General features: G+C 33.9%; 20 protein-coding genes. 7 read left to right on the top strand and 13 right to left on the bottom strand.

All coding sequences use genetic code 11. The features are described 5' to 3' along the window. Positions 1–4 precede the first annotated feature (4 nt). The 12 genes from GR162_RS13405 to dnaK form a co-directional block, all read right to left on the bottom strand. Complete coding sequence (locus GR162_RS13405) at positions 5–778, bottom strand: glycerophosphodiester phosphodiesterase family protein (RefSeq protein ID WP_160782589.1); 774 nt, start codon at positions 776–778, stop codon at positions 5–7. A gap of 90 nt (positions 779–868) precedes the next feature. After that, entirely contained in the window at positions 869–3169 is a 2301-nt protein-coding gene (gene bglX / locus GR162_RS13400) for a beta-glucosidase BglX (RefSeq protein ID WP_160782588.1), read from the bottom strand. 10 nt (positions 3170–3179) lie between these two features. Continuing rightward, positions 3180–3893, bottom strand: a complete 714-nt coding sequence (locus tag GR162_RS13395; RefSeq protein ID WP_160782587.1) for a prolyl oligopeptidase family serine peptidase — start codon at positions 3891–3893, stop codon at positions 3180–3182. A 6-nt stretch (positions 3894–3899) separates the two neighbouring features. Next, positions 3900–5276, bottom strand: coding sequence for a glucoamylase family protein (locus tag GR162_RS13390; protein WP_160782586.1), 1377 nt, complete (start codon positions 5274–5276; stop codon positions 3900–3902). A 73-nt stretch (positions 5277–5349) separates the two neighbouring features. After that, positions 5350–6813 carry a RagB/SusD family nutrient uptake outer membrane protein gene (locus tag GR162_RS13385; RefSeq protein WP_160782585.1) on the bottom strand — a complete coding sequence of 488 codons (1464 nt, stop codon included), beginning with the start codon at positions 6811–6813 and terminating at the stop codon, positions 5350–5352. A gap of 4 nt (positions 6814–6817) precedes the next feature. After that, positions 6818–9820 carry a SusC/RagA family TonB-linked outer membrane protein gene (locus tag GR162_RS13380; protein ID WP_160782584.1) on the bottom strand — a complete coding sequence of 1001 codons (3003 nt, stop codon included), beginning with the start codon at positions 9818–9820 and terminating at the stop codon, positions 6818–6820. Positions 9821–10064: 244 nt separating this feature from the next. Further along, complete coding sequence (locus GR162_RS13375) at positions 10065–12809, bottom strand: histidine kinase (RefSeq protein WP_160782583.1); 2745 nt, start codon at positions 12807–12809, stop codon at positions 10065–10067. 103 nt (positions 12810–12912) lie between these two features. Further along, on the bottom strand, positions 12913–13335 hold the full coding sequence (locus GR162_RS13370) for a DUF3995 domain-containing protein (protein ID WP_160782582.1): 423 nt from the start codon (positions 13333–13335) through the stop codon (positions 12913–12915). 18 nt (positions 13336–13353) lie between these two features. Next, entirely contained in the window at positions 13354–14538 is a 1185-nt protein-coding gene (locus GR162_RS13365) for an acetate/propionate family kinase (protein WP_160782581.1), read from the bottom strand. A gap of 98 nt (positions 14539–14636) precedes the next feature. After that, complete coding sequence (gene pta, locus GR162_RS13360) at positions 14637–16730, bottom strand: phosphate acetyltransferase (RefSeq protein WP_160782580.1); 2094 nt, start codon at positions 16728–16730, stop codon at positions 14637–14639. Between the two features lie 64 nt (positions 16731–16794). Beyond that, entirely contained in the window at positions 16795–17868 is a 1074-nt protein-coding gene (corA, locus tag GR162_RS13355) for a magnesium/cobalt transporter CorA (RefSeq protein ID WP_160782579.1), read from the bottom strand. 190 nt (positions 17869–18058) lie between these two features. Beyond that, positions 18059–19945 (bottom strand): molecular chaperone DnaK, encoded by a 1887-nt coding sequence (gene dnaK, locus GR162_RS13350; protein ID WP_008462816.1) that lies wholly within the window; start codon positions 19943–19945, stop codon positions 18059–18061. A gap of 327 nt (positions 19946–20272) precedes the next feature. On the opposite strand from dnaK, the gene GR162_RS13345 reads away from it, so the two are divergent. The 3 genes from GR162_RS13345 to GR162_RS13335 all read left to right on the top strand — a co-directional run bounded on the left by GR162_RS13345 (position 20273) and on the right by GR162_RS13335 (position 21838). Next, a complete protein-coding gene (locus tag GR162_RS13345; RefSeq protein WP_160782578.1) occupies positions 20273–20734 on the top strand; it encodes an SRPBCC family protein in 462 nt (153 codons plus the stop codon). 69 nt (positions 20735–20803) lie between these two features. Continuing rightward, positions 20804–21277, top strand: a complete 474-nt coding sequence (locus GR162_RS13340) for a DUF1203 domain-containing protein (RefSeq protein ID WP_160782577.1) — start codon at positions 20804–20806, stop codon at positions 21275–21277. A 123-nt stretch (positions 21278–21400) separates the two neighbouring features. Continuing rightward, positions 21401–21838, top strand: coding sequence for a thioesterase family protein (locus GR162_RS13335; RefSeq protein ID WP_160782576.1), 438 nt, complete (start codon positions 21401–21403; stop codon positions 21836–21838). Positions 21839–21932: 94 nt separating this feature from the next. On the opposite strand, the gene GR162_RS13330 is transcribed toward GR162_RS13335, so the two are convergent. Beyond that, entirely contained in the window at positions 21933–22625 is a 693-nt protein-coding gene (locus tag GR162_RS13330; RefSeq protein ID WP_160782575.1) for a hypothetical protein, read from the bottom strand. Positions 22626–22906: 281 nt separating this feature from the next. Here GR162_RS13330 and GR162_RS13325 point away from each other — a divergent pair, with 281 nt between their 5' ends. The 4 genes from GR162_RS13325 to GR162_RS13310 all read left to right on the top strand — a co-directional run bounded on the left by GR162_RS13325 (position 22907) and on the right by GR162_RS13310 (position 26131). Further along, positions 22907–23896 (top strand): alpha/beta fold hydrolase, encoded by a 990-nt coding sequence (locus tag GR162_RS13325; RefSeq protein ID WP_160782574.1) that lies wholly within the window; start codon positions 22907–22909, stop codon positions 23894–23896. 125 nt (positions 23897–24021) lie between these two features. Further along, complete coding sequence (locus GR162_RS13320) at positions 24022–24411, top strand: DUF1398 domain-containing protein (RefSeq protein WP_160782573.1); 390 nt, start codon at positions 24022–24024, stop codon at positions 24409–24411. Between the two features lie 14 nt (positions 24412–24425). Continuing rightward, a complete protein-coding gene (locus GR162_RS13315) occupies positions 24426–25283 on the top strand; it encodes a ThuA domain-containing protein (protein ID WP_160782572.1) in 858 nt (285 codons plus the stop codon). 2 nt (positions 25284–25285) lie between these two features. Then, positions 25286–26131, top strand: a complete 846-nt coding sequence (locus GR162_RS13310) for a sulfurtransferase (RefSeq protein WP_160782571.1) — start codon at positions 25286–25288, stop codon at positions 26129–26131. The last annotated feature ends 17 nt before the right edge of the window (positions 26132–26148 follow it).

Genomic DNA, 26148 nt, shown 5'->3' with positions numbered 1-26148 from the left:
GAGATTATTTTTTAGCCTCTTTTCTTTCCTTTAAAAGTTCGGGTTCGTTTGTCGTAATGTAGTTGAACTTGTGTGCGATTATCCAATCCATATCTTTAGCATCATTAACAGTCCAAGCATTTAGGATCACCTTATTGTCTTTTGCTTCTTGAATCCATTCTGGATGTTTTTGAAATACTGAATAATGGTAATCTACACCATTTATTTTATCAGCTTTAACTTCTTTTGGTGATTTATTTCCTTCTAAATATTGCAAAGAGGTTTTAGAATCTATTTCTCTGATTTTCTTTAGAATATCATAATCAAAACTGATGTAGCAGGTGTTTTTATCGGCTTTTAATTTTTTAATGGTCTCGACTGCTGCTACACCCGTTTTTTGTCCTCTTTCTTTACTTATTTCTGAAGGTTTAATTTCACATACCAAAAGCGTGTGTTTATTATTTCGCATTCCCTCTGAAATATATTCATGAAGCGTTGGAAGCTTTTCTCCGTTTGAAAGTTTAAATTTTATCAAATCTGCATAATTGGTTTCTTCAATAAGCAATTTGTTGTAATGCGCATCATGATTGATTACAAGCGAATCATCTGCCGTTCTCCACACATCAAACTCAGATCCTGGCAATTTTAAATCGATTGCATGTCTTAAGGCAGCGATTGAGTTTTCTGGCAGATTGTTTTTTTTCCAAGCACCGCGATGCGCTACAATTGCATTTTTTTGCGCATTGCAATATGAAAAAGCGACAAGGCAAACGGCACTAAGTATTTTGATTTTATTCATAATAATGTAGTTAAAAAATTACAAAAAGGTTTTTCGTTTTAGAAAAAAAGCCCTCCAAACGAAGGGCTTTTCACTAATCAAATAAACCAACTATTTAGTTAACTCAAAACTAACTTTCTTATCGGCATTTGAATTTCCTCCAACGAAAACATCAAACTGCCCAGGCTCTGCTACAAATTGTAAATCAGAGTTATAAAATTTCAAATCTTCAACAGTAATATCAAAACTTACTGTTTGTTTTTCACCTTTTTTAAGTGCTATTTTTTGGAAACCTTTTAATTCTCTAACTGGTCTTGTTACTGAACCAACTAAATCTCTGATGTATAACTGAACTGTTTCTTTTCCGTCAAAATTTCCAGTGTTTGTAACATCAACCGTTACTTTTAATTTCCCTGAAGCATTCATTTTATCAGAAGAAATTTTCAAGTTTGAATAATCAAAAGTGGTATAGCTTAAACCAAATCCGAATGGGAATAAAGGCTCGTTTCTTTCGTCAATATAATTTGATCTGAATTTCTCAAATTTTCCTTCTGTATTAGAAAGCGGTCTTCCTGTATTTTTGTGAGCGTAGTAAATTGGCAATTGACCAACGCTTCTTGGAAAAGTTGAAGTCAATTTTCCAGAAGGATTTACATCTCCAAATAATACATCAGCAATAGCATAACCAGCTTCTGTCCCAGCAAACCAAGCATTTAAAATGGCAGGAACTGTTTTCTCTTCGTCAGTAATTACTAACGGACGCCCGTCAAATAAAACTAAAACAACTGGTTTTCCTGTTTTTAATAAAGCGTTTAATAAATCTTTTTGCGCTTTTGGAATTTCTAAGTTTGTACGGCTGCTTGATTCTCCGCTCATTTCAGCAGATTCACCTAAGGCTGCTACAATTATATCAGATTGTTCAGCAACTTTTAAAGCTTCTGCTAATAATTCTTCTTTTGTACGAGCATCACGGTGTAATGTTTTACCGAACATTGTTGCGTTCGTTTCAAAAGTTTCATCATAATCTAAGTTGCTTCCTTTAGCATATAAAACTTTAGTTCCAGCTCCAGCAACTTCTTTAATACCTCTCAATAATGAGACGGCATTTTCCATTTTTGTAGCTACACTCCAAGTTCCTGGCATATTTTCTTTAGCATCTGCTAATGGTCCGATTAAACCAATTGTTCCAGATTTTTTAAGAGGCAACAACTGATTTTGGTTTTTTAATAACACTAAAGATTGAGCTGCAATATCACGTGCTTCTTTTCTGCTGTCTGTAGTGAAAATCTCCGTTTTAGCTCTTTTTTCATCACAATATTTGTATGGATCTTGGAATAATCCTAAATCGTATTTTGCTTCTAAAATCAATTTTACAGCATTATCGATCGTTTCGATTTTTACTTTTCCTTCATCTAAAGATTTTTTCAAAGTTCCTAAGAAACCTTCTCCAACCATATCCATTTCAACACCAGCATTCATAGCTAATGCAGACACATCTTGAAGATTTCCCATTCCGTGTTCGATCATTTCAGGAATACCTGTAAAGTCTGTTACTACAAATCCTTTGAAACCCCATTGTTTTCTTAAAACATCTGTCATTAACCATTTGTTTCCAGTTGCAGGAATTCCGTCAACTTCGTTGAAAGAAGCCATTACAGAACCTACACCAGCATCAACTGCTGCTTTGTACGGAGGAAAATAATCGTTGAACATTCTAATATGGCTCATATCTACTGTATTGTAATCACGTCCCGCTTCTGGAGCCCCGTATAATGCGAAATGTTTAACGCAAGCTAAAATTGAATTATTTTTAGAAAGATCGCGCTGTTGGTAACCGTTTACCATCGCTTTCGCAATCTGGCTTCCTAAGTACGGATCTTCTCCTGAACCTTCAGAAACTCTTCCCCATCTTGGGTCACGCGAAATGTCAACCATTGGAGAAAACGTCCAGTTGATACCGTCTGCACTAGCTTCTTTAGCAGCAATTTGAGCACTTCTTTCAATTAAGCCCATATCCCAAGTACAAGACAATCCAAGCGGAATTGGGAATGTTGTTTCGTAACCGTGAATAACGTCCATACCAAAAAGCAACGGAATTTTCAAACGGCTTTTCTCAACAGCAATTTTCTGTACTTCTTTAATTTTTTGAACTGATTTAATGTTGAACAAACCACCCACTTTTCCTTCAGCAATATTTTTTGCCACATTTGAGCTGTTTGCCTGCCCTGTGGTAATATCACCAGATGTTGGCAAGTTTAATTGACCCAATTTCTCGTCTAAAGTCATTTTTGACATTAATTCCGCCACAAATTCAGACTTTGGTTTAATTTTCACTGTATTTTTAGCAGGCTTTTTTTGAGCATAACCCAAAACCGCGCATCCTAAAAAAAGTAAGACTAATTTGTTTTTCATTCTATTCTATTTATTTGTTTGTATTTGTTTTCTTCTGCTGTAACATCCAGTCGTAGATTGCTGCATTATCATAAACTCTTGTCCAGCTGTCATGATTTGCATCATCAAAAATGGTCAGCTTCACATCTTTAGCATTACATTTTTTCAATTCTTTATAAATCGTGATGGCATAATTAACATCGACCACATCATCTAATAATCCGTGGTAAATTCTGGTTGGAATATTGGCAATTTCACAAGCGTGTTCTAACTGAATTAAATCTACAAAACCAGCGACAGGTACATTTGCGGCAAATAGATCTGGATGTGCAAAAGCCAAATTCCAAGAAGCCCAACCTCCTGAGCTCAAACCAGTAACATAAATTCTGTCTGGATCAATTTTATTCTCTTTCTGAATTTTTACAATCAGCTGATAAATTGATTCTATATCCCAATTTTCATCTTCTTTGCATTGCGGAGCCAAAACATAAGCGTCTAATTGGTGTGTTCTTAAATACTTTAACGGACCATTTATTTTTACTTTTTCCAAATCAGTACCTTTTTCTCCATCTCCAGAAATAAAAACAATCAATGGCTTTTTCTCCTTAACATTCGCAGGACGATGCAAAACATATCCCAGCTCATATTTAGACATTATAACTGTATTGATTTTCCCAGTTGTTTCACTCTGCCCAGAAACAACAATAGAAAACAAGAGAGATATAAATGCTAGTGTATATTTCATAGAATTTTAAATTCCGTATTTTCCAGATTTAAATCCAAGTTTTGTTAAACCTTGTTTTACTTCTGGTGCATTCATAAACAATTTCCACAACAATCCAGTTCTATAATTTTCAATCATTACTACTTCTGGACCTTGATCGATGGCTAAATAACGTTTTGCTACCCATTTATTTCCTAAGCTTAAAGCATCATAAAAACCGGCATCGCCCCAAGTTTCATCTTTATGGTTTTCGTATAAGTTTCTTATCAAAGCCATAGATTCTTTTGGCGTATAAACTATTGAACTGATTGCAGCTGTTGGCGAAATCACACCTTGATCATTGCTTGGCATATGCGCATTGTATCCGATAGAACCATCAGGATTTCTAGAATAAGAAGCTGTTAATCCCCAATACTCAGGACCATAACCTGCATTTTTATTTGGGTTTTCTACACAATATTGATAATTGATTTTAGTCTGATTTACATTTAAATCCCAATAGTTAGCGTATTTATCGCTTAATTGATTTGGATCTAAACCTACATAAGAATAGTGTGCCCAGAATAATGGACCTCCAAATTCTTCTGCACCATTGTGCTTTAAAATAAGTGGGATATTATATTTTGTTTTTGAAGAAACAATTTCACCGCTTCTCGCCCATCCTTCATGATATGCTTTCGCATCAATAGTATGTGTTGGCGAGGATGCTGCCATTACGTATGTAATAAGGCATTCGTTATATCCTTGTAGCGGGAAATTCATCTCCCAAGCATAACTCGGAGACCAGTGCCAATATAAGACATTTTTTTGATTGGTGTACCATTGCCAATCAACACCTTTCCAAAGTGCATCGTATTTTTGTGCTACCGCTTTTTCTTTTTCAGAACCATCTTTAAGATATTCACGAACAGTAATCATTCCTGCAACCAAAAATGAGGTTTCGACCAAATCGCCTCCATTATCCTTGGTTCCAAAAGGTTTTACTTTTCCTGTATTTCCGTCAATCCAATGAGACCATGCTCCGTGAAAACGATCTGCTTTGCCTAAAAAATCTGCAATTTTATTCAGTCTCTCTACTCCTTGCTCTTTTGTAATATAACCTTGTGACATTCCAGAAACAAGTGCCATTAATCCGAAACCTGAACCTCCTGTTGTTACGATATTTGAATCATTTTCAGGATAAACTCCATCTGGATGATAGCGTTCTCTAGCCAATCCAGAATTTGGTTCTGCATAATCCCAGAAATATTTAAATGTTTGTTTTTGAACAGCATCCAAAAGCTGCTCATCTGTTAATGCAGTAACGCCAGAAGTATTTTCCTGTACATTTTCTTTTGACTTCTCAGCATTTGATCCACAACTAAAAAAAGTAAATGCTAAAAATAAAACTGAAATTCTAACCATTATAAAAATTTAAGATTGTATAAATAATCACTTCCTTCAGGAATCTGAAGGAAGTGATATCTGAGATTTTTGATTAATAACCACCTGGGTTTTGAGTTGAATACCCAACAGATTCTCTAATGAAAAATGTTGGTATAGGCCATAATTCATGTTTTCCAACCACAAATGTTTTCCCATCTGCCGCCATAGCTGCCTGAGCTTGTCCTGTTCTAACAAGATCAAACCATCTATCATGTTCGAAAGCAAGTTCTACTCTTCTTTCTTTCCAAATTGCGGTTCTTACATCTGCTTGCGAAACTGCAGGAGTATCTCCCAGATTAGCTCTGTGTCTTACTTGGTTTAAGAACGGAACTGCAGCACTTGTCTGCCCCAATTCATTAAGAGCTTCTGCTTTCATTAATAAAACTTCAGCATATCTTAAATATCTTAAGTTCGTATCAGTAAATTCAAGATTGTAAAAATCTGATGAGTAAGCTTTGTAGTTGTACATTGGATTTGTTACTGTTGATGCCACAACTCTTCCATCATATAAGACTGAACCTCTAAAGATGATCGTAGCATTTTTCCTAACGTCACCCGGTTCGTAAGCATTTGCAAGACCTTGAGTTGGTGTATTGAATCCCCAGCCCCATCCTCCAGCACCTCTTGGAGCTTGAGAAACAGAATAATTACCAATTCCTAATTTCTGATCAGAAGTAGGTGAACCAACACCATTGATTTCGAAAATTGATTCTGGACCAAATTCTCCTTCTAATTTAAATTGCGAAGAATAGTCAGCGACTAAAGTATAACCTGTTACTTTATCACAATTATCAATTACAGCCTGCCAGTTTTTCAAGTATAAATTTACTTTTGCTAATAATGCATAAGCAGAACCTTTAGAAACTCTTTGTTTGTCATTTCCTGAATACGTGCTTTTTTCTGGTAACGCTTCAGCAGCTTCTGCTAAATCTTTTTCAATAAAAGTATAAACATCAGCAACAGGTCTACGAGTTAACTGCATTTCCTTGTCTTCTGCTGTCAAAGGTATATTTGCTAAACGATCTACAATTGGAACTGCACCATATCCTTTTACCAAAGTAAAGTACATAAAAGCTCTCATGAATTTTGCTTCTCCAATTAATCTATTTCTTAACGCAGGAGTTACTTTATCTAACTGCGGCAAATAGTTTAACGCCTGATTACATTTGTTGATTCCAGCATAATTTGCTTTCCAAACACTTTCAAATGAAGGAGTTGAAGCATTGTAAGTTAATGCATCTAACACATCCTTATCCGCACCCGTATCCCCTGGGTCAGAACCTTTATCTGCATCATCAGAAATAATACTTGTTACTCCATTCCATCCAAAAGATGACATGTCCCAAGATAAAAACTGGTTGTAAATAGAGGTAACTAGTTCTGTAGCCTTGCTATCTGTATTTAGATATTCTACATCAACTGGAATTTTATCCGTTTGATCAACATCTAAAAAATCATCTGAACATCCTGAAAAGAGTCCAGCAAGTATAAACAATGATATATATATTCTTTTCATAATATTAAAATTTTAAATTAGCTCCAATAACAAATGATCTCAATGATGGATAAGCATCTAACTCAACACCTTGAGTACCTGTAACTAATTCACCATCTCCCAAGGCTTCAGGTGAAAATCCTGAGAATTTTTGAGTAATAAATGGATTTACAGCATTTACATAAATTCGACAGTAGTTAATAAATCCATCTTCTTTTAAAGGAAGTTTGTATCCAACTGTAATGTTATTAATTCTAAAAAAGTCAGCTGATTCTAAGTAATAAGTTGAAGCAACTGGAACTTGGTTAAATGGAGCTGGATTTGAAGCAGTGGTGTTTGTTGGAGTCCAGAAATCACGAGTTAAAGAAGCTTCTACGTTTTCTCCTGAAAAACGTTGTGCTTTTTTACCATTATATACTTTTGCTCCTCCCGTACCGTATCCGTCAACAGAAAAATCAATAGCTTTATATGTTAAACCTAATGTTACACCGTAGTTTGCAGTAGGTAAAACTGAACCAACATATTTCTTATCATTAACTTCATTTAAAGCTCCTTGAGCAACTTTATTACCACTTGCATTGTAATATAACATTTGTCCATTTGTTGGATCTATCCCTGCATATTCGTACATGTAGAAACTTCCGATTGGCTGTCCAACAGATGTAATATCAAGCATTTTTGTATTCTGACCGTTCCCTAAATTTCCTGCCACAATTGGAGCAATTGAAGGATTGTTCAAACTAGCTAATTTATTTTTGTTGTGAGAGAAATTACCTCCAACCCAGTAACTTAAATTATCATTGATTTTATCATCCCAACGAAGAGCAATTTCGTAACCTTTGTTTGAAACCTCTCCTACGTGAGTAGCTGTTCTTTGAGTAAGTCCCGAAGTTGAATAAGGTAAAACATATAAAATGGCATTTGTTGTATTTTTATCATAAACATCAAAAGATCCTTTTAACCTATTGTTAAACATTTCAATGTCAAAACCTGCTGAAAGTTCTTCAACAATTTCCCATGACAAATTTGGATCGACAGCTGAGTCAACACTAATTCCTGGATCTGAATCTGGTCCATAATTTAAACCTGAAGTAAAAGTCTGATTGTTCAAAGGCACTTTTTGATTACCTAATCTACCCCATGAACCTCTAATTTTTAATAAATCAAGACTTTTTACGTTGCTTAAGAAGTTTTCTTTCGTTACAATCCATCCAGCACCAAATGATGGGAAGGTTCCCCAACGGTTACCTTCAGAAAACTGTGATGATCCATCACGTCTTACCGTTCCCGTAAACAAATATTTGTCCATTAATTTGTATTGGAAACGTGCAAAATAAGATGATAATTTTTGCTGATTTAATGCAACATCTGTATAACCTACGACATTTGGAGCGTAAGGAACCCCGTCTAAAGCCCAATAATTAGAATTAGCTTCGACATTTTTTCTAGTAATACCAAGTTTTTCTCTTGTACCAATAACGTTTGCCTCAATACCCGCAGTAACCTCAACATCATGAATTTCTGCAAATACCTTATTATAAGTAAAATAATTAGATAAGTTCCAGTTAAAATATTGATCTCTATTTCTTGTTAAGGTATTGATATTGCTTTTTGGATCGTATGCACCTACAACTCTGTTAGGGTCCGCTGCTAACCAAATAGCTAAATTGTCAACATAGTTATATTGCTTGTAAGTATAAAACTCTCCATTAAATTGAGAAGTAAATTTTAATGATTTTGTAATATCAAAATCTAATTTTAAGCCTCCTTGTAAAATAACAGTTTGCTGTTGTTCATTATTGAAATCAATAGCACTTACTGGATTTCCTACTGAATTGAATTGAGAACCTGTTTCTGCTGCAACTCCATTATTTACAAAAGGAACACCATATTTGCCATCAGCATAACGTACTGGCACGATTGGCGATTGTCTGTAAGCTGTTGTAAATGCAGATAATGGTTTTGGCGTGTTTTTTATTGAGCTAACACTAAAATTCTGACTTAATTTAAGTCTCTCAGAAATTTTGTACTCGTTGTTACTTCTAATAGTTGTACGAGAATAATCTGTTCCATTCAAAATTCCTTTTTCTTGGTAATTTCCTGCACTTAAAAAGTATTTAACACTTTCTGATGAACCAGACAATGCTATATTGTTTTCTGAATAAGTCCCCGTGCGTGTAATTTCATCATACCAATTTGTATTGATTGGTTGATTTAAAGAAAATTTAGTAGGATCGTTGAAAGCTGCATTACTATAACGAGCAAACTCTTCACTATTAGCCATTTTCACTTTCTTCAAAGCAGATTTAAACCCACTATAACTATCAAAATCAATAGTCATCTTGCCCTTACCCGTTTTTGTAGTAATCATGATAACACCATTCGCTCCTCTAGTACCATAAATAGCAAGGGCAGAGGCATCTTTTAAAACTTCATAAGAAGTAATATCATTTGTGTTAATGTTATTGATGTTGTCTGTTGGCATTCCATCAACTACATATAAAGGATTTCTTCCTCCTAATGCTGTACCAACTCCTCTAATAATTACTGAAGGTGTTCCTCCTGGCGTATTAGAAGAAGTTACCTGAACCCCAGCAGCTTTCCCTTGAATTGCTTGAGTTGCATTTGACACCTTCATTTTTGTAATTTCCTCTGATTTTAAAGAACTTACAGCAGAAGTATTATCAATTTTCTTTCTTGTACCGTACCCGATCACAACTACTTCTTTTAAAGCAGTATCTCCTGCTTCTTTTAAGGTAATTGTCATTGGTGCGGCAGTAGCCGGCACAGAAACCGCATCAAAGCCTAGCATAGATATTTTTAAAATATCTCCAGGTTTTGCATTAATTGTAAAGTTTCCGTCGAAATCTGCATCTGCAGTAGCTCTAGCATCAGCTGAAGCAATAATTGCCCCTGGAATTCCCATTCCATTACTGTCTACTACTTTTCCTTTAATTGCTTGTGTCTGCCCTAACATAAATGTAGGCAACAGCAATAGCGCTAAAAAGCTAAAAATAAAATTTTTCATACAGTACGTAATCGTTTAAGTTAGTAGAGCCAAATTAAGCAATTACAACGTTGTAGTACATCAAATACCACTACAACATAGCTACATCATTGTGTTAAAAATTTATATTATTGTACTGATTATCAAAACAATAAATGTTAACAAAAATTCCTTAACATATCATTATGATGTAGTAATGATGTATTGTAATTATATAAAAAATGATATCGAAAAATATAAATTCTGTAAAAAATAAAATCAAATCTTACAGACTTAATAAAAACTTTGACAGGTTTTCGTCTTGCGTGAGGTTTAGCTTCTTTCTAAGACGATATCTATGCAGCTCTACACCTCTAAAAGAGATATTCATCATAGGAGCAATTTCCTTCGACGAAAGATTCATTTTAAGATAAACGCATAGTTTTATGTCCTTTGGAGTTAATTGTGGGTATTTTTTGGATAGATTTATAATAAACTCGTTATGGATTTGATTCAAATTGGTTTCAAATGTTTCCCATTCGTGTTTATTTACTTCATTAATCTTAATCGCTTTTCTAATTTCATTTTTAAGCTTACCAAAATCTTTCTCGGTTTCTAAAATACCTTGGATTTTATCAATCATTTCAGTTTGTTTGGCAATCGATAATGATTTGCCTGCAACTTCTGAAGATTTTGCTTGCAATTCTAATTCTAAAATATGCTTTTCGTATTCTTGAATGTTGAGTTCGTTTTCTTTTTTCAATTCCATTTCAAGAATTTCTCTCTGATGTTTTAATTCTTCAGCCTGCAATTTTAATTTTTGCATATAGCGGAGCTTATTCCATTTATAATAGAAAAACAAGACTGCTCCGATTACAAGAAAATACAGTAGAATCATCCAGAATGAAAAATACCATGGTTCTGCCACTTTAAATTTATATGATGAAACTGTTTCATAAGTAGCTCCATCATGTTTGAATATTTCTACAGTATGATATCCACTGCTTAAATTATTCAAAACAATCAATCCATCTGAAATTGGAATGAAATCTTTTTCTTTATCTAGCTTGTAAAATAAATTTGGCTTGCTTGCTCCATAAATTCCAGAAATAACATTGATCTTTAATTCAGTATTAAATTTTATTTTCTCATCGTCTGGAATTAAAGCATTTTCGCTAAATGCTTCAATTTTAACTTCCGAATTCTGCTTGTTTTCGTATTCGAGTTTAAGAGAAATAAATCCGTCATCCAGATTAAATAAATAATAATTGTCTTTCTTGAAAATTCTTAGATTTTCATTAATCAATTTTCCTTTATAATATTTCTCCTGAATAATATTCCAGACAAATTTGTTTCCTTCAGCATAAATATGATATAAGATTCCATTTTGCAGAACCATAAAATGATCTTCATCTATAGAAACGACATCTGTTACATTTCTGAAATTTGTATTAAACAAACTATTTTCTTCCAATTTATTGGATATCGAATTGTAGGTATACCAAGAATTATTAATTAGAAAAAGTATTTCTTTTCTAAACTCAAAAATCTTAATTCCAAAATCATTCTGGATTTTGCTTTGCTGCGTGACATTTTCAACTTTAAGCGTATTATAATTATCATCTAGCAAAACACGATACAAACCACGATAATTATCGGCCGCCCAAATTTCATTCTTTTTATTTTGAGCCACATATTTGATCGGCTTTGCCAAATCTTTTATAATTTTATAATGGGACATGTTTGACGGATCATCATAAACCAAAATACCACTGTAAGTGGATTGAAAATAAGTATTATTAATACTGCTTTTAGACATATTCCAGCCTCCACTTACACCATTTATTTTCGTTAAAGTGTTATTTTCATACGAAAAAGTACCATCATTATGGCCAATAATATATTTTCCGTCAATGAGAGAAATATTCCAACCCTGCCCTTGTGTATTTGGCATCATGTTAAATTTTCCAGCACTGTATTCAAAAATACCGTGATTAGAAGCAATTAAATAACCTTTATTAATTGCCGCCACAGCATAAACAGAGCCTAAAAGACCCGAGTTGTCATAAAAGAAAGAAATTGGAGAATTAACCTCAACATGCGCAATTCCGTTATCTAAACCAACCCAGAGATCGTTCTCTTTATCCAATCCTAAACTTAAGACTGAATTGTTCATTAAAACGTTATTGCGTTCGATATTTTTATAGGAGTTGTTTTTTAAATCTAAAATGTAAATTCCACGGTTTCCAGTTCCCACAATCAGCCTGTCATTTTTGACAAATTTTGCCACATTAATTGTTGCCGATTTTAAAGTTTCATTTATAGGATGTTCCCAACTTTTTAGTCCATTTTTTTCTACAATGAAAACGCCTTTTTTCTGAGTAAAAATATAAGTCTTGTTTTGAAATTTTTCAATGGCATGAACAACCGTATTTTTTAAAACGTTCCAACCTTTTGGATTGGCAATGTGTTTGCCATTCATTTTAAAAATTCCATCTCTGACTGAGGCTACATATAAATTTTTATCTACTCCAAAACAATACGAAATAAGAAAAGGAAACTTAATTTTCTTAATTGTTTTTCCGTTGTAAATAAAAACATCATTAAAGGATTGAAAATAAAGAGAGCCCTTAAACCTAAATATTTTCCAGATTTCTTCATTGTCCTTTTCATCAAATAATCTGAGTTTTTTGGTAATCGAAACATAATGCATCGTTCCGTCTTTTCTATACCAATAGCCAAACTCTTTATAAGAACCAGAATAAATTTTATCTCCTTCAATCAAAATAGATCGAATAATCGTTTTGTTTGGAAGTGTATATTTTTCCCATTTTACTCCATCATAACGAAGCAAATAGTGATTATTGGCAAAATACATTGCATTGTCATTGCCTTGCGCTACATTCCAAATCTGATTATCTCCTTGATAATCTGATTTGCTGTAATTTTCGACAAAGGGAAGTAATTCTTGTGCTTGAAGCTGTAAAGCGATGAAAAAGAAGAAAACTGATTTAAAAAGTATCGATTTCAAGATATTATTTTTTAAATCCAAAGATACTCACAAATATTTAATTATAAAGCCATAAAAAAGCTCCCTAAAAGGGAGCTATCTTATAAATTTTAATTCTAAAAACTTAATTATTTAATTCTAAAACTAAAGTCAATATACCAATTAGCAAACATAATGGTGAATAATATTTTGTGTCATTTACACCAAATTGCGAACTTTTGTGTTTTTTAAAGAAACCCACATAGTTAAATTCTCCAATAGCTCTCAAGGTAAATATCGAAATTATGAGCCAAAATCCGTATTTATAGATCCATCCTGGTAAACTTAACTGTATAAATCCAAATTTTATCAAATATAGAACTCCAAAAAGCAACGTTGCAACAGCCACAACAAAACACGAAATTGGTCCTGGTGTAAAAAGCGGTGTTTCATCATCTTTTGTAGGAACAGCCTCCTTGCTTCCCCATTTTCCGCCAAAACCCCAATAAAAATGAATTCCTGAAATGGTGGCAAAAATTAAAAACAGCAATAGTGAAATAATACTCATTTTAAATAATTTAGCAAATTAGTTATTTAATAACTGAAAAACCTGATTTGCAATTTCATATTCTTCGTCCGTCGGAACTACCAGAACTTTTACAATAGAATTTTCCGAATTAATTTCTCTTACTTCTTTAGAACGAATTTTATTTTTTTCTACGTCAATTTCAATTCCAAAATAATCCATGTCTGTACAAATCAAATTACGCATATAAGAGGAATTTTCACCAATTCCTGCTGTGAAAACAATTGCATTTAATCCGTTTAAAGTGGCCGCATAAGCTCCAATTGTTTTTCTAATTCTATAAGCATTCATTTGCAATGCTAACAGACAATCTTTATTGCCTTTTTCAGCTTCTGCTTCAATATCACGCAAATCACTGTAGCCAGTAAGGCCAAGCATACCGCTTTGTTTCAGTAAAACTGCATTTACTTCATCTGGAGTATAACCAAGGTTTTTAATCATATAAAAAATAACAGACTGGTCAATATCTCCTGCACGTGTTCCCATGATCAAACCATTTGAAGGTGAAAATCCCATTGAAGTATCAATACATTTTCCGTCTTTAACAGCGGCCATACTGCAGCCATTTCCTAAGTGAATGGTAATTATTTTCGAATTGTCTTTTAAGTAATTAATAGCCTTTTCAGAAACATATTTATGGCTTGTTCCATGAAAACCATAAACACGCACTTTATTTTCGGTCAAAAGATAATTCGGAATGGCATACTTATACGCTACTTCTGGCATCGTCTGATGAAAAGCAGTATCAAAAACCGCAATTTGTTCTGCAGAGCTGAAGATTTCTTCTGCAACATTAATTCCTTCTAAATTTGCAGGATTATGCAAAGGCGCTAGTTCAAAAAGTTGTTTGATTTTATCTTTTACTTTTTCATCAATTTTTACTGTGGCGCTAAAATCGCTTCCTCCATGCACCACACGGTGTCCAACAGCAGCAATCTCAGAAGTTGATTTAATTACTCCTTTTTCAGGATCTAAAAGCATATTGGCCACTTTCTGCAAACCTACTTTATGATTCGGAATGGGAAGTGTTTCTTCACGTGAAGCTGTTGCGGTTTTTAAAGTAATATTTGAAGTTTCTAAACCAATTCGGTCAATCATTCCAGAACAGATTACTTCGTTTTCTGGCATTACCATTAATTGATATTTAATTGAAGAGCTTCCTGAATTTATAATTAGTATTTTCATTTTTTATTAAAGGTGCTAAGATGCTAAGTTTCTAAGATTCTGAGTTTTTTCCCAAAAACAGAAATTTTTAATTTTTAATTCTCAATTTTTAATTGAATTTACATTCCTTGTGCTTGAATGGCTGTAATTACCACTGTATTGATGATATCGTCTACGGTGCAACCACGGCTTAAGTCGTTTACAGGTTTGTTTAATCCTTGCAGCATTGGACCAATTGCCAAAGCTCCAGTTTCTCTCTGAACGGCTTTGTAGGTATTATTTCCTGTATTTAAATCAGGGAAAATCAATACGCTGGCCTGTCCTGCCACTTCTGAATCTGGCATTTTGCTTTTTCCAACGCTTAAATCAACTGCCGCATCGTACTGAATTGGACCTTCTATTTTTAAGTCTGGCCTTTTTTCTTTTACAATTGCTGTTGCAGTTCTTACTTTATCAACCTCATCTCCTTTTCCTGATGACCCAGAAGAGTAAGAAAGCATGGCAATTTTTGGTTCAATACCAAAAGCTAAACTTGATTCTGCAGAAGAAATAGCAATTTCTGCCAATTGTTCTGCCGTCGGGTTTGGATTAATAGCACAATCTCCAAAAACAGAAACGCGATCTTCTAGACACATAAAGAACACTGAAGAAACCACAGATGAATTTGGTTTTGTTTTAATGAATTGCAGTGCCGGTAAAATAGTATGTTGTGTTGTGTGTGCTGCTCCAGAAACCATTCCGTCCGCATGGCCTTTGTAGACCATCATGGTTCCAAAATACGAAACATCTTCCATCAAATCTCTCGCCATTGTAATACTTACATTTTTAGCTTTTCTAAGCTCATAATACGTATTAGCATAATCTTCATAAAACTCAGATTCTATCGGATTGATGATATTTACTTTAGAAAAATCAAGTGTGATTCCTAATTCTAAAACTTTACTTTCAATTTGTTTTTTATCTCCAATAATCGAAATATCAACCACATCCATATCTAACAATCTTGAAGCGGCTGTAATAATTCGGTCATCGTTTCCTTCTGGCAGGACAATATGTTTTCTGTGCTGTTTCGCTCTTTTAACCATATTGTATTGAAACATTTTTGGCGTCATACCTTCTGGTTGGAAAGTAATTACTCTTTGCGATAAAGCTTCAATTTCAACGTATTTTTCAAAAGTATTAATTGAAGTTTCAATCTTGTGTGTATTGTTGGCGTAAATCTGCGATTTAATAGAGCCTATTTTATTGGTGATATGATATGTTCCGCCATCAACTGCAATAATCGGAACAATAGCTGAAAGTCCTTCAATAAGCTTTAAAATACTTTCTTCAGGAACAATATTTCCTGTCAAGATAATCCCTGAAATGGTTGGATAATTGGCCGATTCATTTGCTTGTAAAGCTCCTAAAATAATATCTGAACGATCTCCAGGCGTAATTACCAAAGCATTGTCATGCAAATGCACTAAATAATTATGCAATTGCATGGCTCCAACGCTGTAATGTCCAATTTCGTTATTCAAATAATTTTCTCCAAATAAAACCTTTGCATTCAATTCGTTTACAATTTCCTGCATTGTTGGATTATTCAGACTCGAAACAAGCGGAATGGTATTAATCAATACATTTGAAGGTAAACTTTTCTGTAAGCTTGTTGTAACCAATTCGATATTTTCTGGTTGCACTTTATTAGCAAAAACAGATAAAACCTCAACTTCTTTTATTTTGAAAGAATCATAAACCAAATACAAACTATCCAAAAGCTCTTCTAAAGTTTTTCCAACTCCAGAACCTACAATTATGGTTGGAATTCCTAGGTTTTTAGCAATTAAAACATTCAAATCTAATTCGATAGAAGTTCCTTCACCTGTAAAGCTGGTTCCTTCAACCAAAACAAAATCAAAACGCTCTTCTAGTTTTTTATACTTTTCAATAATTAAATCTAGAACCTCGCCTATTTTCCCTTTATTCTTCTTTTTAATTAATCTGCTTTTGGTAATGGCATACGCATCTTCAAACTTAATATCAAGGTTAAAATAGGACAAAACGGTCTCGATATGATTATCTACCTCACCATCAACAAAATCTTCAATTATAGGTCTAAAATATCCTACTTTGGCCGTTTTCCCAATCAAGATACTCATTAAGCCGAGCGTAATAATTGATTTACCACTGTTGTGATCACTAGTGGCTATATATATTGCTTTACTCATAATTATTTATTTTTATTCTAAATACCAAATTTACAAAATCAAATTTTTCAAATATAAAAGAACACTAAAACCAGCGTCGTTTTTTGAAATAGATGATCAGGGCAATTACCAACAAGAACATTACACCCATGACTATAAAATAGCCATTTTGCGTTTTGAGCTCTGGCATGTTTTCAAAGTTCATTCCGTATACTCCAACTATAAAAGTAAGCGGAATAAATATGGCTGATATGATGGTCAGCGTTTTCATGATTTCGTTCATTTTTCGGCTTTGTTCCGAAAAATAAAAATTAGAAGCGCTTTCTAAAGCACTCATATCTGATTCTATCTGATCTAAAAGCTCCAAACTTTTTTGATGCAGTCTGATAAAGAAATTAAATGTTTCTTTTTGGATTAAGCCGTTATCATCGTCATCATCTTTCTTCGTTTTCAAATAATAAAGCGAATCTCGAAGCGGCACTATAGATCGTTTTAAGAAATTTAAGTTATCGCGATGATTTTCAATTTTCTCTAAAACAACTGGTTTTGCATCTTTTTTAGTCAAATTGATTAAATCTTCGATTTTATCTTCTTCATCTTCCAATGTAATGTAGAAATTTTCCATAACAGCGTCTAAAAGCAAATACAAGAGATAATCTACCTTTTTGGTCCTAACGATTCCCGCATGGGTACGCAAACGTTCACGGATATGCGTAAAAAAGTCGCTTCGCTTTTCTTGAAAGGAAATTAAAATTCCATCCTTTAAAATAAAGCTTAATTGTTCAACACTGATATTATCTGAATATTCAGAAGGAAGAAGTGATTTTATATTAAAGAACAAAACATCTTGCTGGTCTTCTAGTTTAGTTCTTTTGGTAGTGTTTAAAATATCGGCAAGCAGAAAATCATCTAATTTGAAATGTGCGCCAATCGTTTTAATAAGATTGATATCATTAAGCCCATGTATATTGAGCCAATTGTTTTTAGTATAATCAAAGCAAGAATTTAAAGCCAAGACCGTAAACTTATCATATTCGACAACATCAGCATCATTATATACAAAAAGTTGCATCTCTGTTTCATGCTCTTTATGTATGCCAGTATACTCTAAAGTAATGTGTTGCAACTTACGCCCTTTCTTGTATTTAATCTTTCTCATTCATGAAAATTTACAATAGTAATATTACGAAAAAGAATTTGAACAGGAAATGACAATTATCAGTTTGTAAAAAACCTAAAGTTAAACGCACTGCAGTGCTTCTCTACGCTAATTGGCAAAAAAAAACCGAGTCATTTCTGACTCGGTTTTCTATCTTAATGCTTTGTAGTAATTACTTAATACTAAAGAATTATTTTACTTCTTCAAATTCAACGTCTTCAACATTGTCTCCAGATTGCTCTTGTTGTGGAGCAGCTTGTTGACCTGCTTGGTCACCACCTTGAGCGTACATTGCTTCTGTAGCTGTTTTCCAAGCTGCATTTACATTGTCTAATCCTTTTTGGATTGCGTCAAGATCTTGAGATTGGTGAGCCATTCTCAATTCAGTTAAAGCGTATTCAATAGCTGTTTTTTGATCGTCTGTCAATTTATCTCCTAACTCTTTCAATTGAGATTCAGTTTGGAAAATAGTACTGTCAGCTTCGTTCAATTTCTCAGCTCTTTCTTTTGCAATTCTATCTGCATCAGCATTAGCTTCAGCATCTTTTTTCATTCTTTCGATTTCTTCAGCTGTTAATCCAGAAGAAGCCTCGATACGGATATCGTGAGATTTTCCTGTTCCTTTATCAGTTGCAGAAACTTTGATAATACCGTTAGCATCGATATCGAAAGTCACTTCGATTTGAGGAACTCCTCTTGGTGCTGGCGGAATACCATCTAAGTGGAAACGACCGATAGTTTTGTTATCAGCTGCCATAGCTCTTTCTCCTTGTAATACGTGAATTTCAACAGATGGTTGAGAATCAGCAGCAGTAGAGAATACTTGAGATTTTTTAGTTGGGATAGTTGTGTTAGCCTCAATTAATTTAGTTAATACACCACCCATAGTTTCGATACCTAAAGAAAGAGGAGTTACGTCAAGTAACAATACATCTTTTACATCTCCAGATAAAACTCCACCTTGAATAGCAGCTCCAATAGCAACAACCTCATCAGGGTTAACTCCTTTAGAAGCTTTTTTACCGAAGAATTTTTCAACTTCGTCAGCAATTCTTGGCATACGAGTAGAACCTCCTACAAGGATTACTTCGTCGATATCAGATGTAGATAAACCTGCATCTTTTAATGCTTTAGCAACTGGCTCCATAGAACGTTTTACTAATGCATCTGATAATTGCTCAAATTTAGCTCTAGTTAATTTTTTCACTAAGTGTTTTGGTCCAGAAGCAGTAGCTGTTACGTAAGGTAAGTTTACCTCAGTCTCAGCAGAAGAAGATAATTCAATTTTAGCTTTTTCTGCAGCTTCTTTTAAACGTTGTAATGACATTGGGTCTAAACGTAAGTCAATACCTTCTTCAGATTTGAATTCGTCAGCTAACCAGTCAATAATAACTTGGTCAAAGTCATCACCACCTAAGTGAGTATCACCATTTGTAGATAATACTTCAAATACACCGTCTCCTAATTCAAGAACAGAGATATCAAAAGTACCTCCACCTAAATCGTAAACAGCAATTTTTTGATCAGTTCCTTTTTTATCTAATCCGTAAGCAAGTGCAGCAGCAGTTGGCTCGTTGATGATACGCATAACTTTAAGACCAGCGATTTCACCAGCTTCTTTTGTAGCTTGACGCTGAGCATCGTTAAAGTAAGCAGGAACAGTAATAACTGCCTCAGAAACTGTTTGACCTAAATAGTCTTCAGCAGTTTTTTTCATTTTTTGAAGTGTCATTGCAGACAATTCTTGTGGAGTATATAAACGACCGTCAATATCCACACGTGGAGTATTGTTGTCACCTTTTACCACTTTGTAAGGAACTCTTTTTGCTTCACCTTCAGTTTCTGCAAAAGTGTGTCCCATAAAACGTTTAATAGAAGCAATCGTTTTTGTAGGATTCGTTACTGCTTGTCTTTTTGCAGGATCACCTACTTTAATTTCGCCACCTTCAACAAAAGCGATGATAGATGGTGTAGTTCTTTTTCCTTCTGCGTTAGGGATAACAACTGCTTCGTTACCTTCCATTACAGAAACACAAGAGTTCGTCGTACCTAAGTCAATTCCGATTATTTTACCCATTTTTTATATATTTAATTTTTGATTTAATTTTAATAACTCAGGTGGCATAAGTCAATCTTTGTGCCAATATAAAAAACCAAATAAAATTGTCAGTTTTACTGTCGAGACTTAAAAATCGTCTGACAACATGACATTTTTCAAACCTGACAATCATGGCATAAACTATTTTTTCATGCCACTTCTGAAGTCATTATAGAATAGACATCTGTTTTTATAAGAGCTTTATTGTATGGTAAAATGAATACAACTGAGACAATCTTGAAAGTATCTAAAAATAGCGTAATTTTATAACTGCACACTTTTGTTTAATTAAAAACGATCAAAAAAATGACTTCAGATATTCTTACCACAACACCAGATTCAGAAATTGTCACAACACGAATTCTGAATTTTCCTCAAGAACTTGTTTTCAAGGCATGGAGCGATCCTGAACATTTAAAAAACTGGTGGGGACCAAAAGGCTTTACAAACACTTTTCATGAATTTAATTTTTGCGAAGGCGGCAAATGGAGCTTCATCATGCATGGTCCTGAAGTTGGAAATTATGCCAACGAATGCGAATTCATCAAAATAGAAAGGCCCAACCTTATTGCTTGGAAACGTCATTCGAAACCACTTTTTCAAATCCTGACAACATTTGAAGCTATATCTGAAAATGAAACAAAAGTAGTTTTTAAAATGCTTTTTGAAACCGAAGAAGAATGCCAAAAACTGAAACCCTATGTAGTTGATAAAAACGAAGAAAACTTTGACAAACTTGAAGTTGAATTATCGAAAATGACATCGTAAATACAGAAACATAGCAAGATTTGGATTTTTTCTCGTTCTAACAAATATGATTTTTGTATAAAAAAAATTATGGAAGCAAATTTTAAAATCAAGTCTTTAAATCATACTGAATTTTCAGGCTACTTCGAATTAACAGATCTAGAACTAGAAAAAATCGGCGCAATCAGAATGACTGTCGATAAATTTCCAGGATTTCCTTGTAGAGTAAGTCTAGAAGATGCTCAAATTGGCGAAGAAGTAATTCTTTTGCCCTACAGCCATCATAAAACCACCTCACCTTACCAAGCAAGCGGACCAATTTTTATACGAAACAGAGCCAATACACCCACATTCGAAATCAACGAAATCCCGCTTATGCTTAATCATAGATTACTTTCGTTGCGTGGTTATGACAAAAACGGCATGATGAAAGAAGCGTCTGTAGCAGAAGGAAACACTCTCAAAGAAAGCATTATCAGAACTTTTGAAAACGAAAAAATAGAGTACATCCATATTCATAATGCAAGGCCTGGATGTTATAATTGCCTAGTAGAAAGAGCATAAAGTATTTTACAAGATGATGCAAATTTCAAAAACAATAAAAAAATATGCACGCATAGTAATTTTATGATATTCGTTTGTTTTTTATTCGTAATTTCGATTTCTCATTAAAATTACAATTATAAAATGGCTTCATTTGTAAAAGAAATATCTTTCCGCTGGTCAGATTTAGACCCAAATTTTCACGTTCGTCACAGTGCTTATTATGATTTTGGCGCACAACATCGTATCGAAATCCTTGAAGAACTGGGATTAACTCTAAAAGTAATGCAGAAACAAGGTTTTGGCCCTGTTTTATTTAGAGAAGAATGCGTTTTTAGAAAAGAATTAAAACTTTCAGACAAAATATTCATTCATACTAAAACTTCAAAAATGAAAGCCGACGCTTCTCGCTGGTCTATCATTCACGAATTTAGAAGAGAAGACGATACACTTTGCGCAACGATTACGGTTGATGGTGCATGGATGGATACCAAACTAAGAAAATTGGCATCACCTACTCCAGAAATTGCAATTCAAGCGTTGAGCATTTTTCCAAAAAGCGATGATTTTGTTGGGCTATAAACTAGTAAATCTTAATCTTATAAAAAATCCCAAAAACAATTGCTGACATTGTCTTTGGGATTTTTCTCTTAACCAAACTGTATTTTTAATTTCGTTATTCAAACTTTAATCCAAAGTTTACCCTTTCAAAAGTGGTGCTGCAGGAAAAGGAAAATCGTCCGACATTGACAGTTCCGAAAATTCCACCTACTGAATGCCCAGAATAAAATCCTCCAGCTGAAAATCGGTGAACTTGATATTTTAAAGCAATATCATTTACTCTCGAACTCAATTGTCCAAAAGCAATCACGTGTGGGATAATTTCATAACTTCCAAAAACTTTGGGAACCACTTTTTTATAGTAATCAAAACTTTCATCGGTTTCATAATCAATTATTGACGAATGCAGATTTTCTAAATTTCCGCCGATATAGGTATTTTCAGAAAAATGCCATGAGATGCTAAAACCTGTAAAAGTTCCTTCGTAACCGCTTCTAGAATCGACATATCCTATGCCGATTGTGGCTCTAAATTTATCGCAAATTTTACCGATGTAACCAACATAGGTGCGATCAATTTCAGATTTGTCAATTCCAGCACCAAAAATAATATCATCTTCACACATCGTAAGAGCATACTGAAAATAAGCTGAATATTGATCCTGATTTGCCGCGACAACGCTCCGGCCTTTATCAAGGTCTATATTTGCAGAAATTAAGGTTGAGTTTATAACGGCGAAATCAAAAGTATTGAGTTCTTGGGCAAATGTGGGGACTGTGAGCAGGAGCAAAAGTATTGTCTTTTTCATAATACTAATATTTAAGGCTTACAACATTCTGACACTAAATTACATCCATTTTTCCTATTAATAAAAGATGTCCTCTGAAGTGCTACATTATTCGTTAAAATACATTATTTTCATAATCAGCGTCGTTTAATCGATGAAATTTCAATAAATCATCGATTACCGACATTAAAAACCACTAATTCATTTTAAAAGCTTTTTTTCTGATAACTTTAAGATTTTAAGCTTTGTTTTAAAAATGGTTCGGTTTAACTTTATGAATCATAAAAACAATTGCCTGTCAAATGAAAATCCTGAAACTATTATTCATATTAATTCCTTGCTTAAGCTTTGGCCAACAGGGCAATATAAAAGCCTTAGACATTAATTTAACTAATTACGAATATCCTTTTCCTGTTCAATTTATCGAATTGAGCAATCAGCGCCAATACTTGAAAATGAGTTATATGGATATTATTCCAGAAAACTATAATCAAAAAAACATTGTTTTATTGCACGGAAAAAATTTCAATGGTGCTTATTGGGAAACTACAATCAAAGCGCTGACTAAAGAAGGTTATCGCGTAATTGTTCCAGATCAGATTGGTTTCGGAAAATCGACAAAACCAGACCATTTTCAATACACCTTTCAGCAGTTGGCAGAAAACACCAAAAAACTTTTAGATCATTTAGGAATTAACAAAACGACTATTTTAGGTCATTCTATGGGCGGAATGCTGGCAACACGCTTTGCATTAATGTATCCGGAAACGACAGAAAAATTAGTTTTAGAAAATCCGATTGGTTTAGAAGATTGGAAATTAGTCGTGCCATACAAACCTGTTGATTGGTGGTACGAATCGGAATTAAAACAGAATTACGAAAGCATCAAGCAATACCAAATGGCAAATTATTATGACGGAAAATGGAATGCCAATTATCAAAAATGGGCTGAACTTGGCGCAGGCTGGACAACTGCACCAAATTATGATATTATGGCTTGGAACTCGGCTCTTTTGTATGATATGATTTTTACACAGCCTGTTTTGTATGAATTTAAAAATATAAAATGCCCAACATTATTGATTATCGGAACGAGAGATAAAACAGCTTTAGGAAAACCGCTGGTTTCTGAAGAAGTGAGAAAAACAATGGGAAATTATGCTGAATTGGGCAAGAAAACTCAAAAAGCAATTCCGAATGCAAAACTCGTTGAGATTCCAAATACGGGACATTTGCCACATATCGAATCTTTTGATTCGTTTATAAAATCATTAATCGTATTTTTGAAATGATATTTTTTTTCCGCCACGAATTACACGAATTTACACGAATTAATTTTCTAAAATCTTTAAATAAAAAATTCGTGTAATTTGTGGCTAAATCTAAAATCTAAAATCAACAATCTAAAATTAAAATTATGTTTACAATAGATCAAATAAAAGAAGCGCACTCTAAAGTTAAAACTGGTGCAGATTTTCCAAGTTATATTCAAGATTTAATAATTCTTGGCGTTAAAGGGTATGACACTTTTGTACACGACGGAAGCGTTGTTTACTACGGATTAAACAATTACACAGCCGCAGCTGAAGAAAAATATCCTGAAATTAAAGTTGCTGACTATCCTAATAAAGAACTTTTTATAGAGCATTTGGTAAAGCATCAGCATGGAGAAACCGATTATATGACATTCTGCAATCATTGCGCTCAATGCGGTATTGCGAAATGGCGTGTTGATATTGTGGAAATGACTTGCACTTATTTTGATAAATCGGAACATGAAATTTTAATCGAAAAAATCCCAGTTTAATTATTCCAACATTCATGACTATTTTTAACCAAAACCACCAAACCTTTTTTAAAAGAAGCATTTTAGTTTTACTTTTAACCTTTTCTCTGTTTGGCTTTTCGCAAAAGAAAAAAGAGAATCCAAAATTTAAAGTCATTGCTTTTTATACTGCAAAAAATGATCAGGCGCATATCAGTTTTGTGCATGAAGCCAATAAATACTTTCCAAAATTAGCAGAAGAGAACCATTTTGAATATGATTCTACCAGCAATTGGGACAATTTAAACGCTAAGTTTTTGGCAAAATATCAGATTGTTTTATTTCTAGACACACGTCCTGAAAAAAAAGAACAGCGCGAAGCTTTCCAGAAATACATGGAAAATGGTGGCGGTTTTATCGGATTTCATTTCTCGGCATTTGCATTAAACAATTCAAGCTATAATCAAGATTGGAATTGGTATCACAATACTTTTTTAGGTTCTGGCGAATATGGAAGCAATACTTGGAGACCAACTTCGGCAGTTTTGAGAGTAGAAAATCAGCATCCTGTGATCAAAAATCTACCTAAAACTTTCTCTTCTGCTCCAAACGAATGGTACAGATGGTCTAACGATTTAACCAAAAATCCGGACATTGAGATTTTATTAGCGATAGATGAATCGAGTTTTCCTTTAGGAACTGGTCCAAAAGCGCATGAAATTTGGCACAGCGGTTATTATCCTGTCGTTTGGACCAATAAAAAATACAAAATGCTGTACGTAAACATGGGGCATAATGATATCGATTATGAAGGCGGAACAAACAAAACCTTATCATATACTTTTGAAAACAAAACACAAAGTCAATTAATTTTGAATGCTTTGCTTTGGCTTGGCAATTCTAAGAAAAAATAAAAATGTCTACTACTCTTTCTCCATTAATTACAGCTGAAGAATTAATTGCCAATCCTAAAATCATTCTGATTGATGCTCGAGCTGGCGCAAACACTTTTGAAACTTATCAAAAAGAACATTTAAAAGGTGCACGTTTTGTCGATTTAAATCGTGATTTGGCTGCAGTTCCTGAAAATCCAGCAAATGGCGGAAGACATCCGCTGCCATCTTCACAAGATTTTGCGAAAACTCTTTCTTCATTAGGAATTTCACCTTCAGATCATGTTGTGGTTTATGATGATAAAAACGGATCTAATTTCGCAGCTCGATTCTGGTGGATGATACGTGCGATTGGGCATGAAAAAATTCAGGTTTTAAATGGCGGTTATCCAGCAGCAATTCAAGCAGGATTTCCGACTAATTCTGGAATTGAGACTTTTGAAAAAACAATATATCCTTCACAGGAATGGAAATTGCCTTTAGCCGATATTGAAGAAGTCGAAAAAGCCCGAAAAAATGATCAAAACATTGTAATTGATGTTCGTGATAAAAACAGATTTGACGGTCTGGTAGAACCTTTGGATTTAATTGCAGGACATATTCCTGGAGCCGTTAATGTTCCGCTAACGGAAAATCTGGATGAAAACGGATTCTTTAAACCAGCTGATGAATTGGCTGAAAAGTATAAAGCTGTTTTGAAAGATATAAAACCAGAAAACACAATCGTTCACTGCGGTTCTGGAGTCACGGCCTGCCATACGTTATTGGCGATGGATTACGGTGGACTTCCAATTCCGAAATTATACGCAGGTTCTTGGAGCGAATGGTCAAGAAATGACCGCGAAATGGCTTTAAAAGAAAACAAATAATACTTTACAAAAAATAT

Origin of the sequence: Flavobacterium sp. HBTb2-11-1, assembly GCF_009826975.1 — a bacterium.
GTDB lineage: Bacteria > Bacteroidota > Bacteroidia > Flavobacteriales > Flavobacteriaceae > Flavobacterium.
This window is presented reverse-complemented; position numbering and strand designations above follow the sequence as displayed.